The organism is Citrobacter freundii complex sp. 2025EL-00176 (assembly GCF_053309355.1).
In genome coordinates this window covers 46,204-62,150 of record NZ_JBRYHT010000003.1, presented here as the reverse complement: position 1 = coordinate 62,150, position 15,947 = coordinate 46,204, and the positions used below count along the sequence as shown (strand labels likewise).

Genomic DNA, 15,947 nt, shown 5'->3' with positions numbered 1-15,947 from the left:
AATGAGTCAGAACGTATACCAATTTATCGACCTGCAGCGCGTTGATCCGCCGAAGAAGCCGCTGAAGATCCGTAAGATCGAGTTTATCGAGATCTACGAGCCGTTTTCCGAAGGCCAGGCTAAAGCGCAGGCAGATCGCTGCCTGTCCTGCGGCAACCCGTACTGCGAGTGGAAGTGCCCGGTGCATAACTACATCCCGAACTGGCTGAAGCTGGCCAACGAGGGGCGTATTTTTGAAGCGGCCGAGCTGTCACACCAGACTAACACCCTGCCGGAAGTTTGCGGCCGCGTCTGCCCGCAGGATCGTCTGTGTGAAGGATCCTGTACCCTGAACGACGAGTTCGGCGCGGTGACCATCGGTAACATCGAGCGCTATATCAACGATAAAGCGTTCGAAATGGGCTGGCGTCCGGATATGACCGGTGTGCGCCAGACGGACAAACGCGTGGCGATTATCGGTGCGGGTCCAGCGGGCCTGGCCTGCGCTGATGTGCTAACTCGCAACGGCGTGAAGGCAGTAGTGTTTGATCGTCATCCGGAGATCGGCGGTCTGCTGACCTTCGGCATCCCGGCTTTCAAGCTGGAGAAAGAGGTCATGACCCGCCGCCGTGAAATCTTCACCGCTATGGGAATTGAGTTCAAACTCAACGTCGAAGTGGGCCGTGACGTACAGCTCGACGACCTGCTGAAGGATTACGACGCGGTATTCCTTGGCGTAGGTACCTATCAGTCGATGCGCGGCGGGCTGGAGAACGAAGACGCTTCCGGCGTATTCGACGCCCTGCCGTTCCTGATCGCCAATACCAAACAGTTAATGGGCTTCGGCGAAAGCAGCGACGAGCCGTACATCAGCATGGAAGGCAAACGCGTCGTCGTTCTCGGCGGGGGCGATACCGCGATGGACTGTGTGCGCACCTCGGTTCGCCAGAACGCAGCGCACGTAATCTGCGCCTATCGCCGCGACGAAGAGAACATGCCGGGTTCTAAACGCGAAGTGAAAAACGCGCGTGAAGAAGGCGTGGAATTCCAGTTCAACGTCCAGCCGTTAGGTGTGGAAGTGAATGCCAACGGTAAAGTATGCGGCGTGAAAATGGCGCGTACCGAAATGGGCGAACCGGATGCGAAGGGCCGTCGTCGCGCGGAGATCGTCGCCGGTTCCGAGCACGTTGTACCGGCGGATGCGGTGGTACTGGCGTTTGGTTTCCGTCCGCACAGTATGGAATGGCTGGCGAAACACAGCGTCGAACTGGATTCTCAGGGCCGGATTATCGCTCCGGAACGCAGCGACATCGCCTTCCAGACCAGCAACCCAAAAATCTTCGCCGGTGGCGACATCGTGCGCGGTTCGGATCTGGTGGTCACCGCGATTGCCGAAGGTCGTAAAGCCGCTGACGGCATCCTGAATTATCTGGAAGTGTAATACTTCTGGCTCCCCTGCCACAGCCTGACGCTGATGGATGGGGAGCCAATATTTCTCCGTTAAATACATGCGGAATCATTCTTTGAAAGCTGCTCGCAAATACAGCTGTAACTCCATGTAATACAGCTTTCCTGTATTGACCGGGCTATGCCTGAAGCGTATTGGTAGCGATATATTTTCATTTCGCAACTATCGCGCCAGGGATGACATGACTGTACCTACACCACCACAACACGCTGACGATTATCAGCAAATCCATGACGGTATTATTCGCTTAGTAGATACTGCCCAAACTGAGACTGTCCGCAGCATTAACGCGTTGATGACGGCAACCTACTGGGAAATCGGCAGGAGAATTGTCGAGTTTGAACAAGGCGGTGAAACACGAGCGGCTTATGGTATTCAGCTCATTGAGCGGTTATCCGCAGATTTAAGTCTGCGCTATAAGCGTGGATTTTCTACCAGAAACCTGTGGCAAATGAGAACATTTTATCTATGTTTTCAGTGCATTGAAATTCCGCAGACAGTGTCTGCAGAATCTTCACGTCTGGCGCAACTGGCTAAATCTTTCCCACTCCCCTGGTCGGCGTATGTCCGCCTCTTGTCGGTTAAAAATCCCGATGCCCGCAATTTTTATGAAAAAGAGACGCTACGTAACGGCTGGTCAGTGCGACAACTTGATCGACAAATTGCCACTCTATTTTACGAACGAACGCTACTGTCTCACGACAAACCCGCCATGTTGCAGCAGCCAGCACCCGCCGAGCCAAACGTCTTGCCGGAGCAAGCCATACGCGACCCGTTCATTCTGGAATTTCTGAATCTGAAAGACGAGTATTCCGAGTCGGATCTCGAAGACGCGCTGCTCAGCCACCTGATGGACTTTATGCTGGAGCTCGGTGACGATTTTGCTTTTGTCGGTCGCCAGCGACGATTACGCATAGACGATAGTTGGTTCCGCGTCGATCTGCTGTTCTTCCACCGCCGTTTGCGCTGCCTGTTGCTCGTTGACCTGAAGGTAGGCAAATTCAGTTATGCCGACGCCGGACAAATGAACATGTACCTGAACTATGCCAAAGAGCACTGGACAATGCCCGGAGAAAACCCGCCAGTCGGCTTGGTTTTGTGCGCAGGAAAAGGCGCGGGGGAAGCGTATTACGCGCTGAATGGCCTACCAAATACCATCATGGCGAGCGAGTACAAAATACAGTTGCCCGACGAGAAATTACTCACAGACGAACTCATTCGTTCGCAAACCATGCTCGAAACTCAACTCGCACGCGGTGGTTCACTGACGACGGAGAAAAACTAGCAAACCATTAACCCCATGAATAATTTTCAAGAAAATATCACACGGAAACGTTTGCTTTATTCTGAGAACTGTATATTATGCGCCGGATTTTTTGGGCAAAATTCATGGAGGCGTTGTGTCGCAAGATAACAATTATAGCCAGGGCCCCGTCCCTCTGGCGGCGCGGAAAGGCGTGATACCACTAACGTTTGTTATGTTGGGACTCACCTTCTTTTCCGCCAGTATGTGGACCGGCGGCACGCTCGGTACCGGTCTTTCTTATAATGATTTCTTCCTGGCAGTTCTCTTCGGTAATCTTCTCCTCGGTATTTACACTGCATTTCTCGGTTTCATCGGCGCAAAAACCGGACTCTCCACCCACCTTCTTGCTCGTTACTCATTTGGCGTTAAAGGCTCCTGGCTTCCTTCACTGCTATTAGGCGGTACCCAGGTAGGCTGGTTTGGCGTAGGTGTGGCCATGTTTGCTATTCCGGTTGGCAAAGCGACGGGAATTGACGTCAATATCCTGATTGCAGTTTCCGGTCTGCTGATGACGATGACCATCTTTTTTGGCATCTCGGCACTGACTATTTTATCTATCATCGCCGTGCCCGCCATCGTCATTCTTGGCAGCTACTCCGTCTGGCTGGCGGTGAGCGATGTCGGCGGTTTAGACCATTTAAAAGCGATTGTGCCGCAAACGCCGCTTGATTTCTCCACCGCCCTGGCGCTGGTGGTAGGCTCGTTTGTCAGCGCTGGGACGTTAACCGCCGACTTCGTTCGCTTTGGCCGCAATGCCAAAGGCGCGGTACTGATTGCCATGATCGCTTTTTTCCTTGGCAACTCGTTGATGTTTATCTTTGGCGCGGCGGGTGCCGCTGCAGTCGGACAAGCAGATATTTCTGACGTGATGATAGCCCAGGGCCTGCTGCTGCCTGCAATTGTGGTACTCGGCCTGAATATCTGGACCACTAACGACAATGCGCTGTACGCATCGGGTCTGGGATTTGCCAATATTACCGGTCTTTCCAGCCGTACGCTGTCGGTGGCTAACGGCATTATCGGCACACTGTGCGCACTGTGGCTTTACAATAACTTTGTTGGCTGGCTAACATTTCTGTCGGCAGCGATTCCGCCGATTGGCGGGGTGATTATCGCCGACTATCTGCTGAACCATCGCCGATACGCCGATTTCAGCAAAGCACGATTTATGACCGTCAACTGGATAGCTATTTTGTCCGTTGCACTGGGCATTGCCGCCGGTCACTATATTCCCGGTATTGTGCCAGTCAACGCCGTACTCGGCGGCGTATTCAGCTATATCCTGCTGAATCCACTTTTCAATCGCAGCCTTGCTAAATCACCAGAGGTCAGCCATGCAGAACAATAACATCACCATTCGTCAGGCGCGTTTACAGGGACGCGAAGGATTGTGGCAGCTCACGATTGAAAACGGGCGCTTCAGCCGAATTGAGCCTCAGGACGCAGCTGCGTTGCCGCAGGGCGAAGTGCTTGATGCCGAGGGCGGTCTGGCAATTCCACCGTTTGTTGAGCCACATATTCATCTGGATACCACGCAAACCGCGGGTGAGCCGAGCTGGAACCAGTCTGGTACGTTGTTTGAGGGTATTGAACGCTGGGCAGAGCGTAAGGCAATGCTGACTCACGAAGACGTCAAAGCGCGCGCGATGCAAACCCTGAAATGGCAGATGGCGAACGGCATCCAGTATGTCCGTACTCACGTTGACGTTTCCGATCCTACGCTAACGGCTTTGAAAGCCATGCTGGAAGTGAAGCAGGAGGTTGCGCCGTGGGTAGAGCTGCAAATTGTCGCGTTCCCACAGGAAGGTATTCTGTCTTATCCCAACGGTGAAGCGCTGTTAGAGGAAGCCGTGCGTTTGGGGGCCGACGTCATCGGCGCGATTCCCCACTTTGAATTTACGCGTGAATATGGCGTGGAGTCGCTGCACAAAATCTTCGCCCTGGCGCAAAAATACGACCGACTTATCGATGTGCACTGCGACGAAATTGACGATGAGCAATCACGCTTTGTTGAAACCGTCGCGGCACTGGCGCATCGCTACAATATGGGCGAGCGCGTGACCGCCAGTCATACCACGGCAATGCACTCCTATAACGGCGCATATGCTTCCCGTCTTTTCCGCCTGTTGAAAATGTCCGGTATTAACTTCGTGGCGAACCCGCTGGTCAATATTCACCTGCAAGGACGATTTGACACTTATCCTAAACGCCGCGGCGTCACGCGCGTCAAAGAGATGCTGGAAGCGGAGATCAACGTCTGCTTTGGTCATGATGACGTCTTCGATCCGTGGTATCCATTAGGCACCGCAAATATGTTACAGGTGCTGCATATGGGTTTACACGTGTGCCAGTTGATGGGATACGGACAGATAAATGATGGACTGAATCTGATCACTACCCACAGCGCGAAAACGCTGCACCTGCAGGACTATGGCCTGAGCGTGGGAAACTCGGCGAATCTGGTGATCTTACCGGCTGAAAATGGATTTGACGCGGTTCGTCGCCAGACGCCTGCACGATATTCTATTCGTCACGGGCGAGTCATTGCCGAGACAGTCCCCAGCCAGACCACGCTGCATTTGACGCAGCCGGAAGCGGTGACGTTTAAGCGCTAAATTTATATCCCGTGTCGGATGGCGCAACCTTGTCATCCGACACCGTCTCTCTCATCATCAGGCGTGTAATAAGCTGGCGCGCACCTTAATCACGACTTTTTTGATTTCCCCTGACTCCCCCACCGCACAACCCGGTTTATGCGGCTCACCCGGCATAAAAATTGCGAATCTTCCCGGCTTTAAGGTGAGCGCCTGCTCATCGGCAATGTGATTGCACAGCTGATAATCGTCCTCAGCATGCATCTCTTCGCACTGGCGAGCAGAATCGGTCAACCCGAACAGAATGCGTTCTTCACCGGACAACAGCACCTGAATATCAATGTACTGCTGATGCAGTTCCGCTTTCTTTTGCTCTGGGCTCTGCGTGGCGAACTGCATGACGTTCATAAAAATATTATCGCCCTGCAGCTCATAGCGTCCAGGTGCTTTCTCCTGCGGTCTTGCCGCAACGGCCAGCGTGAGTGCTTCCTGTAATACCGGATGTAATCCGGCAGAAGGCAGTGAACGCAATTCATCTGTCATCATTATTATTCTCCCCGGGCCAACAGCGCGGCCCCCAATAATCCAGCGTCATGACGGTAATGCGCCGCCAGTAATTCCACGTGATAGGCTGCAGGCTCTTGTGCCAGATAATGTTCCACCAGGGCCAGATATCCTTCAGCCAGCCCAACGCTGCCGCCAATGACCACGCACTGGCAATCGGTCATGGCCTTCACATCGGCGACAAGCCTTGCCAATGTTCGCGCTGAGCGATGGATCAACCGGCTTGCCTGCTCATCCCCCTGCCCGGCACGGCTAAAAATAGTTTTGGCGTCGCATCCGGCAAGCGCGCCTTCGGCAGCCGCCGCGATCCCACGACCGGATGCGATCGCCTCAACGCAGCCCACACGCCCGCAGCCACACACGGGTCCATGCGGATCGGCCAGGATATGTCCCAGATGCCCAGCCAGACCGCCGACTCCGGTGAGTAGTTTCCCAGCACTCACTACCCCGCCACCCACGCCGGTGGAAACGGTAATAAACACCATATCGCGATACTCGCCGCCAAGCGCATGATACTCAGCCCACGCCGCGGCCTGCGCGTCATTGACCGCCAGCGTCGGCAAACCAGTGAGATCTTCTAGCGTTTGCCGCAACGGAAAATGCAGCAACCCGCCGAGGTTATACGGATTCAGCGCCAGTAGAGAACCCTCACGGATAATCCCCGTCGAGGCGATAGCCACCCGTTTTGCCTGCTCCTGTAGCGGCGCAATCAGTGCCTGTAACGCGGCGCGCAGCGCATCCGGCGTTTTGCTGGCAGGCGTTGGCAATTCTCGCCGTTCGCGGATTTGCAGGCTGCTGTCCACCAGCGCGGCGGCCAGTTTGGTGCCGCCGATATCAATCGCCAGCGTAGTCATGACGTAGCCTTCTGCTTCGCGGTGATCATCTTTTTATCCCGTTGCTCAAATAACAACATCGTTCTTCCCTTACGCTAATTGCCCGGTTTAGCGCCGGGCAACCCGATTAACTTTTGGATTTCACCATGGTGCTTTTGTCACCGCCGAACGGCACGGCCCCGCTAAACGGTCGACCATCGATGGCATCATGCGTACGTAACGCTTCAGGACGCAGCCAGCGCTGTACGCGGGACGGCATATCAAGACCAATCAGCAGGATCACCACAAATGTCAGGCCAAAAGAGAGCGATCCCAGCGCGGTGCCCAGATCCAGACGTTGTGCAATCAGCGCGCCGATGATCGGAGCCAGTGCCCCGCCCAGCGCCCCAACGTTGTAGGTGAAGCCCAGACCCGCCGCACGCTGGTCGGTATCGAAATAGCCGCCAATTAATTTCGGTAAGATCCCGGAGATCCCCTGACCGAGCATTTGCTGGAAAAACAGCAGCAAACCCAGGACCCAGACGTTTGAACCACCGATCGCAAACACCGGAATAATCAGTAACTGCGAGGCCAGGAGACTGCAGACATAGGCTTTACGGGTGCCCAGCCAGTCGCCAAGAAATCCTCCGACACAACAACCGACCGCCGCGCCAAAGCCGCTAAAGAAGAGCACTCTGGCAACCGTTGAGGGGTCATACATGAGTTCGGTTTTCAGATACGTGGGCAGCAGTGCCTGAATCGGCCACGAGTACAGGAAGGCGAACAGCACGACGACCATCAACATGACGCCCGTGGGCCAACGCTTACCGCTGCTTTGCACCATAAAGCTAATGAAGATAAATGCGCATATCAGCCCCAGGACCGCCACGATAGCCGCATTTTGCAGGTCGCCAGCAAAGCAGAACCACAGCGCGGTTGCGGCGGCGAGCGTCATCAGAATATTGATAACCCGATGTTCGCCCCGATAGAGAATGTCCACCATCGTACGCACCGGCGCTTTGCCTTCGTGTTTCTCTTTCCAGTCTTCCGCTTCCGGAATATTTTTACGCAGCCAGAGGGCGAAGATAATCGGCAGAATGCCGATGAAGAACAGCGCGCGCCATCCCCAGACCGGGACCACCAGGCTGTAAACCTGGGCGGCGATCACCGCGCCAACAGAGAAGCCGGAGATCAGGAAACCACTGGCTTTGTTACGCAGGTGTTTAGGCCAGCTTTCAATGACATAAGTCGCGCTGGAGCCGTACTCGCCAGCCATCCCCATCCCGATAACCAGGCGGGCGATAAACATGGTGGTGTAGCCCGGCGCGAAGCCGCAAGCCAGCGTCCCGACAGAGAACAGAATGATGCTGGTGACCATCGCCAGACGGCGTCCGTAACGGTCGCCCATGGCCCCCAACATTAACCCGCCAAACCAGCGTGAGATAAAGGCGGCTGAGATCAAACTGGCAGCCTGCACCGTCGTCAGACCGAATTCGCCTTGTACTTCCGTCAACACAAGGGCGATTAACACAAAATCAAAACCATCAAGTAAATATCCCAGCCAGGCGGCGGAAAATGCCCGCCATTGTGCCCGATTGAGATGGCGATACCACGGGATGCTCTGGGTAGAAGTACTCATTTTACTCTCCCGACGATTTTTGTTGTTGTGCCGGATAGCAGCCTTGCCTTATCCGGCCTACGGTCGAAAATCCAGGCCGGGCGAGCGAAGCGCCCCCCGGCGACCCGCGATTACGCCTTTTCCGCCAGCAGTTGGTTAGCCAGCGCTTTCAGTTCTGGCAGATAGCGTTCATCTACCGGGGCAAACGGCTTACGACACAGCGGAACAGAAACCACATCCATATAGTGCAGTACCGTTTTCAGGCCGCGGAACACGCCAACCTTAATGAGCAGATCGATAACCTTATTGCACTCAGTTTGCAGCTTCTGTGCCGTCCGGATGTCGCCTTCTTTGAGCGCTTTCACAATTCCCTGATAACGCCACCCCATGATGTTGTAAGTGCTACCGATACCGCCATCGGCACCCGCCAGCAAACCAGAAGCAAAGATCTCGTCATAACCGTTATAAAGCACCAGATCGGGATGAGCGCGGCGGATCTGTTCCATCTGATAGAGATCGCCGGAAGTTTGCTTCAGCGCGCCAACGCCAGGTAGCGTCACCAGCGTGTTGATCTGATCCAGCGTCAGTTTTACGCCGCTCAGCGCCGGGATGTTATAGACCACCATCGGCAACCCATTCGCCGAATCAATGATTGCGCGGTAGTGATCGCAATGCTCTTCAAAGCTGAACGGATAATAAAACGGCGTGACGGCCGAAACTGCATCAAAGCCGTAGCGATGCGCGGCGCTCGCCAGCTGCTGGCTCTCTTCGGTGCTCACTGTGCCAACGTGGGCAATAAGCGTCACCTTGCCTTTCGCTTCTTCGGCAACAATTTTCAGCACCTGCTCTCTTTCAACGCGGTTTTGGACAAAGGCCTCACCCGTAGAGCCACCGACATAGAGCCCATCGATACCCTGAGCAATGTTGAAACGCACCAGCCGACGCAGGCTCTCAACGTCCAGCCGCTGTTGGCTATCGAATGGGGTTAACAACGCTGGCATTACGCCTTTTAGATCTCTTGCCATAACTACCTCTGTCGATGATTAGTGTTATCTAACTGCATACCTTTATACCTGTTATACCAGATTAAATAAGCAGCAATACAATACAGAACGCTTATAGTGCGATCTGCTTCACTAAACTCTTCATCCTTCGAGCCGCCTCTGCGTTGGCTGCGTTCGCTCCCCCCGGTCACATAGTTATCTATGCTCCAGGGGACTCGCTCTCTTGCCGCCTTGATGCAACTTGAATGATTTTGGGTTTAAACGATCGTCAGGATCGCGATCACTTACGCAATTTTTTACTTTTGCTGAAGGCGTGCCAGGTCGCGGAAACGCTGTTGAGGTGTTCTTGAAGAGCACGGTCAGCTTCCTCAGGATCGCGCTGGCGAATTGCCTCGACAATCGCGATATGCTGCTGATAACTCACGTTGTTGTGCTCATACAACTCTTGATCGGCAACGGTCGGGCGGGCAGCAATCAACCAGTCTAACAGCGCAACATGGATCGCCATAAAGATGGGATTGCCCGGGATCTCCGCCAGCACGCGATGAAAATCAACGTCCGAGCGAATGAACAGCGTGTTGTCATCCAGCGACTGGCTATTGATCTCCAGTGCTTTCGCCAGTCTGGCGATTTGCTCGTCAGTGGCGTGTTCTGCGGCGTATCGTACCAGGCTGGATTCAAAGAACAGTCGCAGCTGCTCGAAGTGGGCAATGCCGCCGGGATGCGCGAGGAAATCTTTGGCCATACCGGACAGCTCGCTGATAATGGTATCAGCCGAAGGACGCGAAACGCGGGCGCGCTCGCCGTTGTTGATTTGTACCAGGCCTTTGCGTTTTAACGCTGCCAGCGCTTCTCGTACAGAAGGACGGCCCACATTAAAGAAGGCCATCAGCTCCCGCTCAGACGGCAGTTGTTCCCCCTCGCCAAATTCCCGACGACGGATCATCTGCTCCAGTTCTTCTTCAACCATCTCAGACAGTTTTTTACGCGCCAGCGGGCGATTGCGTAAGCTACGGCCAATGGTGGATGGAGAGTCTTCAGCTTGCGAATCAAATGCGTTCATAGGGCCTATTCAGCTAAGTCGTGGTGACAAACAACAGCGGGTTTATCCTAACACAGGATCGAAAGCAGGGTGAAATGATGGTCATCCAGACCGGCTGACTTATGAATAATATATTTATTATTCATATTATATTTAGCTTAAACATGCCGATTACCTTTAATTAAACAAGGCTATATCGGCTTCGTGAAATTTCCGAATATGAATGTGAGAATTTATCATAACTCACTATTTTATAACATAAAATAAATTAAGCATTGCGTTAAAAATAAGATATCCACTCCATAAAAAGTGCCCAGAAAAATATAACATCCGTTTTGACAACAGCATTATTACCGGATTTATCATCTTCCCTGGCATGGAGTGAAACAATGTTCGGCATCATTATCTCTGTCATCGTTTTATTAACGATGGGTTACTTGATCCTCAAAAACTACAAACCCCAGGTCGTGCTGGCGGCCGCTGGGATCTTCCTGATGATCTGCGGCGTCTGGCTGGGTTACGGCGCACTGGTCGCTGACGATAAAAGTAGCGGCTATCTACTGGTCGATATTTACAACGAAATTCTGCGTATGCTCTCAAATCGGGCGGCAGGGCTGGGTTTATCCATCATGGCGGTGGGCGGTTATGCCCGTTATATGGACAGGATGGGGGCCAGCAGAGCGATGGTTAGCCTGTTAAGCCGACCGCTTAAGCTGATCCGTTCCCCCTATGTCGTGCTGGCCGCCACCTATGTGATTGGTCAGATCATGGCGCAGTTCATTACCAGCGCTTCCGGATTAGGCATGCTACTGATGGTGACGCTTTTCCCAACGCTGGTCAGTCTTGGCGTGAGTCGATTATCCGCGGTTGCGGTCATTGCCACCTCGATGTCGATTGAATGGGGAATTCTGGAAACCAACTCTATTTTTGCCGCACAGGTCGCGGGCATGAAAATCGCCACCTACTTCTTCCATTACCAGCTTCCCATCGCTTCATGCGTCATTATCGCTGTCGCCATTGCGCATTTTTTCGTGCAGCGTCGATTTGATAAAAAAGCGTTACCGGAAAATAACGGTTTCGCTGAGCAAAAGACGCTGGAAGATGTGCCCCCGCTGTATTACGCCATTTTACCGGTGATGCCGCTGATCCTGATGCTGGGTTCGCTGTTGCTGGCACATATGGGATTAATGCAGGCAGAGCTGAATCTGGTGGTGGTGATGCTCATGAGCATGACGCTGACCATGTTTGTCGAATTCCTGCATAAACATAATTTGCGCGAAACAATGGATGATGTGCAGGCCTTTTTTGACGGCATGGGGACGCAGTTTGCCAACGTTGTCACGCTGGTGGTCGCCGGTGAGATCTTTGCCAAAGGGTTGACGACTATCGGGACAGTGGACGCCGTAATAAAAGGCGCGGAACACTCCGGCCTTGGCGGCATCGGCGTGATGATCATCATGGCCGTGGTCATCGCCGCCTGTGCGATCGTCATGGGCTCAGGTAACGCACCGTTTATGTCTTTTGCCAGCCTGATCCCGGATATTGCCGCCGGGCTGCATATTCCGGCAGTAGTGATGATTATGCCGATGCATTTTGCCACTACGCTGGCCCGCGCGGTATCACCCATTACCGCGGTGATTGTCGTGACTTCTGGGATTGCCGGCGTGTCGCCCTTTGAGGTGGTAAAGCGCACCGCTATTCCGATGGCAGTAGGATTTGTGGTGAATATGATAGTCACCATCGCGCTGTTTTATTGATTGCGGAGCCAGAAAACAGAACAGGCCCGAAAGGGCCTGTTTTTCATTTTACTATCTATTTCACTACGCGCAGCGCTGGACGCCCGCCGCGAGGCGGTGGCGGAGTGTCATCCGGATCGTTGTCGTCGCTGTTGTCAGGCTTATCGCCATCAATGACCGACATGACCGTTTCACTCTCAAAACCAGACGCTTCGTTGTCGTCATCATTTAAGCTGGCGACATCTTCGTCGTAGGCGGCTTCCGGTTCAAACATCGTACCGGCGCCGTTTTCACGAGCATAAATAGCCAGAACTGCAGCCAGCGGGACGGAAACCTGACGCGGCACACCACCGAAGCGCGCGTTAAAGCGTACTTCATCGTTTGCCAGTTCCAGGTTCCCCACCGCGCGCGGTGCAATATTCAGAACTATTTGCCCGTCACGTGCGTATTCCATCGGAACCTGCACGTCCTGGAGCGTCACATCCACCACCAGATGCGGCGTGAGCTGGTTGTCTAACAACCACTCATAGAATGCACGCAGCAGATACGGACGGCGTGGTGTTAGCTGTGGCAAATCCATACAGGTTAACCCCGGCCCAGACGCATTTCACGTTCAGGCTCAGTCAGAGAAGCCAGGAAAGAATCACGTTCAAAGACGCGAGTCATATAACCTTTCAGTTCTTTCGAACCGGCACCGTTGAATTCAATACCCAGCTGCGGTAAACGCCACAGCAGCGGCGCCAGGTAGCAGTCTACCAGGCTGAACTCATCGCTCAGGAAGTAAGGTTTCTGACCGAATACTGGCGCGATTGCCAGCAGCTCTTCGCGCAGACGCTTACGCGCGACCTCGGCTTCAGAAGCGGAACCGTTCACGATGACGTTCATCAGCGTGTACCAGTCTTTTTCGATACGCTGCATGTACAGGCGGCTTTCACCACGCGCAACCGGGTAAACCGGCATCAGCGGCGGATGCGGGAAGCGCTCATCCAGGTATTCCATAATGATGCGAGATTCCCACAGGGTCAGCTCACGATCCACCAGTGTCGGTACGCTCTGATTCGGGTTGAGGTCGATCAGATCCTGAGGTGGATTGTCCTTCTCCACATGCTCAATCTCGAAACTAACACCTTTTTCAGCCAGCACGATGCGGACCTGATGGCTATAGATGTCAGTAGGACCAGAAAACAGCGTCATTACCGAACGTTTGTTGGCAGCGACAGCCATGAAAACCTCCAGGTATATTCAGAATTTTTACTGCTACCAGCCACTCAGTGGCCAGCCAGAAGTGATGTCACCCAGACTCAGGAAAGCCATTACTGTTCAAAATACAAACAAAAAATGAGCGATACCTGACATTTGGGCAGAAAATTGGATGATAGTTTACCAGATTTTGTGACCTTTGTGGTGAGTCGATTCTTGAAATGGGGAAAAAGAGGTGGCAATCAGCAGATTACCGTGATTCCTCGGGGGAGAAATAGTGATAAAAAAACCCGCCGAAGCGGGTTTTTTCGCAAATTGTTGTCTGCCGAAGCAGAAAGCAATTAACGTTTGGAGAACTGCGGACGACGACGTGCTTTACGCAGACCGACTTTCTTACGTTCAACCTGACGAGCATCACGAGTAACGAAGCCAGCTTTACGCAGTTCGCCACGCAGGGATTCGTCGTACTCCATCAGAGCGCGGGTGATACCGTGACGGATCGCACCAGCCTGACCAGAGATACCACCACCTTTAACAGTGATGTACAGATCCAGTTTCTCAACCATGTCGACCAGTTCCAGCGGCTGACGAACTACCATGCGGGCAGTTTCACGACCGAAGTACTGTTCCAGAGAACGTTGGTTGATTACGATTTTACCACTACCCGGTTTGATGAAAACGCGAGCTGCGGAACTTTTGCGGCGACCAGTGCCGTAGTATTGATTTTCAGCCATTGCCTATAATCCCGATTAGATGTCAAGAACTTGCGGTTGCTGTGCCGCGTGGTTGTGCTCGTTGCCAGCGTAAACTTTCAGTTTACGGAACATAGCACGACCCAGCGGGCCTTTTGGCAGCATGCCTTTAACCGCGATTTCAAGCACACGCTCAGGACGGCGAGCAATCATCTCTTCAAAGGTCGCTTGTTTGATACCACCGATGTGACCGGTGTGGTGATAGTACACTTTGTCAGTACGCTTGTTGCCGGTTACAGCAACTTTGTCAGCGTTCAGAACGATGATGTAATCACCAGTATCTACGTGCGGAGTATATTCCGCTTTGTGCTTACCGCGCAGGCGCAGAGCCAGTTCGGAAGCCAGACGGCCCAGAGTTTTACCGGTCGCGTCAACAACATACCAGTCGCGTTTTACGGTTTCTGGTTTAGCTGTAAAAGTTTTCATTAAAAGCTTACCCAAATAAATAAGTTACACGTTGGTGAACACCCAAACGTTTTGTCAGTTGAGGTTCACACGACATTGTCCAGCAAACCTACCCCTTCGAATAGCCTATGCCGGCGCATAGAAAGTTTTGGGAAAAAAACTCTCTCGTAACGTGGGGTCGCAAGATTATAGAGAAGTCAGGGTCAAAGATCGACCCCTTTATGTGATTTGCGGCAGGTTTAACCGGCTAAATGTTCCCGCTTCAAATACTCCTCGCTTTGCATCTCCTGCAAACGCGACAAACAACGCTGGAATTCAAACTTCAGACGCTCGCCCTGGTAGATCTCATATAAGGGAGATGCCGCACTCACCACCAGCTTGACGTGGCGTTCGTAGAACTCATCCACCAGCGCGATAAAGCGTCGCGCTTCGCTTTCCATCAGCGGGGTCATGACCGGCACATCAAACAACAGCACCGTGTGGAACAGACGCGACAGCGCAATATAGTCATGCTGACTACGGGCATCGACGCACAGCGTAGTGAATGACACCGCCAGTGTTTGGTTTTCGACGGCCAGCGTCTGCATTGGACGATGGTTGATCTCCAGCGTCGGCGCATGCTCACTTTTGGTTCCCGCTAGCGCCAGCCACAGCTTATCCATCTGCTGGCGGGTTTCCTCATTCAGAGGCGACAACCACAAATGCGCCTGCGTTAAGGTGCGCAGACGATAATCGACGCCGGCATCAACATTCATGATGTCGCAATGCTGCTTGATGGCATCAATGGCAGGAAGAAAACGCGTGCGTTGCAAACCGTTGCGATACAGGTCGTCCGGCGGAATATTGGAGGTCGCCACCAGCGTGATGCCCCGGGCAAATAGCGCCTTCATTAAGCCGCCAAGCAGCATGGCGTCAGTGATATCAGAAACAAAAAATTCGTCAAAGCACAGCACGTCCGTTTCAGCCTTAAAGCGGTCGGCAATGATTTCCAGCGGATCGCTCTGCCCCTGCAGGGCGGTAAGCTCTTCATGGACGCGCAGCATAAAGCGGTGAAAGTGCAAACGCTGTTTACGCCCGCCCGGCAGACTATGGTAGAAAAGATCCATCAGCCAGGTCTTCCCACGTCCGACGCCGCCCCACATATACAAACCACGCACCGGCGGGTTGGTCGGCGACTCACGCTTGCCCAGCAATTTGCCAAAACGCGCCATCAGACCACTTTCCTGCGGCGCAGGGCGAGTTGGCGTCGTTAGCGCCTGGAAAATGGTTTCCAGTCGATTCACGGCTTCTTGTTGTACGCTGTCGGGCTGATGAGTGCCGTCTGTAAGGGCTTGCTGGTAACGCGATGTCGGGGAAAGGCTTTGCATGATGTTATTGTTATTCCTTGAGAATCGATGTGCCGTCGCTCACGGTTGACGAAAAAAAGGCCGTTCTACATTACGTGATATAAACACGGGATTCCACTTC

Annotated in this window: 15 protein-coding genes; 5 read left to right on the top strand and 10 right to left on the bottom strand. The window is 53.4% G+C overall.

Going from position 1 to position 15,947, the window contains the following annotated elements; translation table 11 throughout:
- The first annotated feature begins 1 nt into the window (after nucleotide 1).
- The 4 genes from ACVXHP_RS09165 (at nucleotide 2) to ACVXHP_RS09150 (ending at nucleotide 5,368) form a co-directional block, all read left to right on the top strand.
- Nucleotides 2-1,420, top strand: coding sequence for a glutamate synthase small subunit (locus tag ACVXHP_RS09165; protein WP_447571328.1), 1,419 nt, complete (start codon nucleotides 2-4; stop codon nucleotides 1,418-1,420).
- Nucleotides 1,421-1,628: 208 nt separating this feature from the next.
- A complete protein-coding gene (locus ACVXHP_RS09160) occupies nucleotides 1,629-2,732 on the top strand; it encodes a PDDEXK nuclease domain-containing protein (RefSeq protein ID WP_447571327.1) in 1,104 nt (367 codons plus the stop codon).
- A 115-nt stretch (nucleotides 2,733-2,847) separates the two neighbouring features.
- Nucleotides 2,848-4,101, top strand: a complete 1,254-nt coding sequence (gene codB / locus ACVXHP_RS09155; RefSeq protein WP_316129883.1) for a cytosine permease — start codon at nucleotides 2,848-2,850, stop codon at nucleotides 4,099-4,101.
- Nucleotides 4,088-5,368, top strand: coding sequence for a cytosine deaminase (locus ACVXHP_RS09150; protein ID WP_204527681.1), 1,281 nt, complete (start codon nucleotides 4,088-4,090; stop codon nucleotides 5,366-5,368). Before codB ends, ACVXHP_RS09150 begins: the two co-directional genes overlap by 14 nt.
- Before the next feature lie 57 nt (nucleotides 5,369-5,425).
- On the opposite strand, the gene nanQ is transcribed toward ACVXHP_RS09150, so the two are convergent.
- The 5 genes from nanQ to nanR all read right to left on the bottom strand — a co-directional run bounded on the left by nanQ (nucleotide 5,426) and on the right by nanR (nucleotide 10,417).
- Nucleotides 5,426-5,893 carry an N-acetylneuraminate anomerase gene (gene nanQ / locus ACVXHP_RS09145; protein ID WP_447571326.1) on the bottom strand — a complete coding sequence of 156 codons (468 nt, stop codon included), beginning with the start codon at nucleotides 5,891-5,893 and terminating at the stop codon, nucleotides 5,426-5,428.
- A 2-nt stretch (nucleotides 5,894-5,895) separates the two neighbouring features.
- Nucleotides 5,896-6,765 (bottom strand): N-acetylmannosamine kinase, encoded by an 870-nt coding sequence (gene nanK / locus ACVXHP_RS09140; protein WP_447571325.1) that lies wholly within the window; start codon nucleotides 6,763-6,765, stop codon nucleotides 5,896-5,898.
- A gap of 106 nt (nucleotides 6,766-6,871) precedes the next feature.
- Nucleotides 6,872-8,362, bottom strand: a complete 1,491-nt coding sequence (locus ACVXHP_RS09135) for an MFS transporter (RefSeq protein WP_316129880.1) — start codon at nucleotides 8,360-8,362, stop codon at nucleotides 6,872-6,874.
- Between the two features lie 110 nt (nucleotides 8,363-8,472).
- On the bottom strand, nucleotides 8,473-9,366 hold the full coding sequence (gene nanA, locus ACVXHP_RS09130) for an N-acetylneuraminate lyase (RefSeq protein ID WP_447571324.1): 894 nt from the start codon (nucleotides 9,364-9,366) through the stop codon (nucleotides 8,473-8,475).
- A 259-nt stretch (nucleotides 9,367-9,625) separates the two neighbouring features.
- Entirely contained in the window at nucleotides 9,626-10,417 is a 792-nt protein-coding gene (gene nanR / locus ACVXHP_RS09125) for a transcriptional regulator NanR (protein ID WP_094301045.1), read from the bottom strand.
- Between the two features lie 359 nt (nucleotides 10,418-10,776).
- Here nanR and dcuC point away from each other — a divergent pair, with 359 nt between their 5' ends.
- Nucleotides 10,777-12,144, top strand: a complete 1,368-nt coding sequence (gene dcuC / locus ACVXHP_RS09120; RefSeq protein ID WP_447571323.1) for an anaerobic C4-dicarboxylate transporter DcuC — start codon at nucleotides 10,777-10,779, stop codon at nucleotides 12,142-12,144.
- A 55-nt stretch (nucleotides 12,145-12,199) separates the two neighbouring features.
- Here dcuC and sspB read toward each other — a convergent pair whose 3' ends face one another.
- From sspB to zapE, 5 genes are all read right to left on the bottom strand, one after another.
- Entirely contained in the window at nucleotides 12,200-12,703 is a 504-nt protein-coding gene (gene sspB, locus ACVXHP_RS09115; RefSeq protein ID WP_038634317.1) for a ClpXP protease specificity-enhancing factor, read from the bottom strand.
- 5 nt (nucleotides 12,704-12,708) lie between these two features.
- The gene (gene sspA, locus ACVXHP_RS09110) at nucleotides 12,709-13,347 is read right to left on the bottom strand and encodes a stringent starvation protein SspA (RefSeq protein ID WP_003025132.1); all 639 of its coding nucleotides are present in this window, start codon (nucleotides 13,345-13,347) and stop codon (nucleotides 12,709-12,711) included.
- Nucleotides 13,348-13,664: 317 nt separating this feature from the next.
- Nucleotides 13,665-14,057, bottom strand: a complete 393-nt coding sequence (gene rpsI, locus ACVXHP_RS09105) for a 30S ribosomal protein S9 (protein ID WP_003025138.1) — start codon at nucleotides 14,055-14,057, stop codon at nucleotides 13,665-13,667.
- A 15-nt stretch (nucleotides 14,058-14,072) separates the two neighbouring features.
- Nucleotides 14,073-14,501, bottom strand: a complete 429-nt coding sequence (gene rplM, locus ACVXHP_RS09100; RefSeq protein ID WP_003025141.1) for a 50S ribosomal protein L13 — start codon at nucleotides 14,499-14,501, stop codon at nucleotides 14,073-14,075.
- A gap of 218 nt (nucleotides 14,502-14,719) precedes the next feature.
- On the bottom strand, nucleotides 14,720-15,847 hold the full coding sequence (gene zapE / locus ACVXHP_RS09095; RefSeq protein ID WP_447571322.1) for a cell division protein ZapE: 1,128 nt from the start codon (nucleotides 15,845-15,847) through the stop codon (nucleotides 14,720-14,722).
- Nucleotides 15,848-15,947 lie beyond the last annotated feature (100 nt).

What these genes read in the sequence shown, in the direction of transcription:
- ACVXHP_RS09160 (WP_447571327.1), top strand. Translation starts at nt 1,629, where the DNA reads ATGACTGTACCTACACCACCACAACACGCTGACGATTATCAGCAAATC.
- rplM (WP_003025141.1), bottom strand. Translation starts at nt 14,501, where the DNA reads ATGAAAACTTTTACAGCTAAACCAGAAACCGTAAAACGCGACTGGTAT.
- nanQ (WP_447571326.1), bottom strand. Translation starts at nt 5,893, where the DNA reads ATGATGACAGATGAATTGCGTTCACTGCCTTCTGCCGGATTACATCCG.
- nanA (WP_447571324.1), bottom strand. Translation starts at nt 9,366, where the DNA reads ATGGCAAGAGATCTAAAAGGCGTAATGCCAGCGTTGTTAACCCCATTC.
- sspA (WP_003025132.1), bottom strand. Translation starts at nt 13,347, where the DNA reads ATGGCTGTCGCTGCCAACAAACGTTCGGTAATGACGCTGTTTTCTGGT.
- ACVXHP_RS09135 (WP_316129880.1), bottom strand. Translation starts at nt 8,362, where the DNA reads ATGAGTACTTCTACCCAGAGCATCCCGTGGTATCGCCATCTCAATCGG.
- ACVXHP_RS09150 (WP_204527681.1), top strand. Translation starts at nt 4,088, where the DNA reads ATGCAGAACAATAACATCACCATTCGTCAGGCGCGTTTACAGGGACGC.
- rpsI (WP_003025138.1), bottom strand. Translation starts at nt 14,057, where the DNA reads ATGGCTGAAAATCAATACTACGGCACTGGTCGCCGCAAAAGTTCCGCA.
- nanK (WP_447571325.1), bottom strand. Translation starts at nt 6,765, where the DNA reads ATGACTACGCTGGCGATTGATATCGGCGGCACCAAACTGGCCGCCGCG.
- sspB (WP_038634317.1), bottom strand. Translation starts at nt 12,703, where the DNA reads ATGGATTTGCCACAGCTAACACCACGCCGTCCGTATCTGCTGCGTGCA.
- zapE (WP_447571322.1), bottom strand. Translation starts at nt 15,847, where the DNA reads ATGCAAAGCCTTTCCCCGACATCGCGTTACCAGCAAGCCCTTACAGAC.
- dcuC (WP_447571323.1), top strand. Translation starts at nt 10,777, where the DNA reads ATGTTCGGCATCATTATCTCTGTCATCGTTTTATTAACGATGGGTTAC.
- ACVXHP_RS09165 (WP_447571328.1), top strand. Translation starts at nt 2, where the DNA reads ATGAGTCAGAACGTATACCAATTTATCGACCTGCAGCGCGTTGATCCG.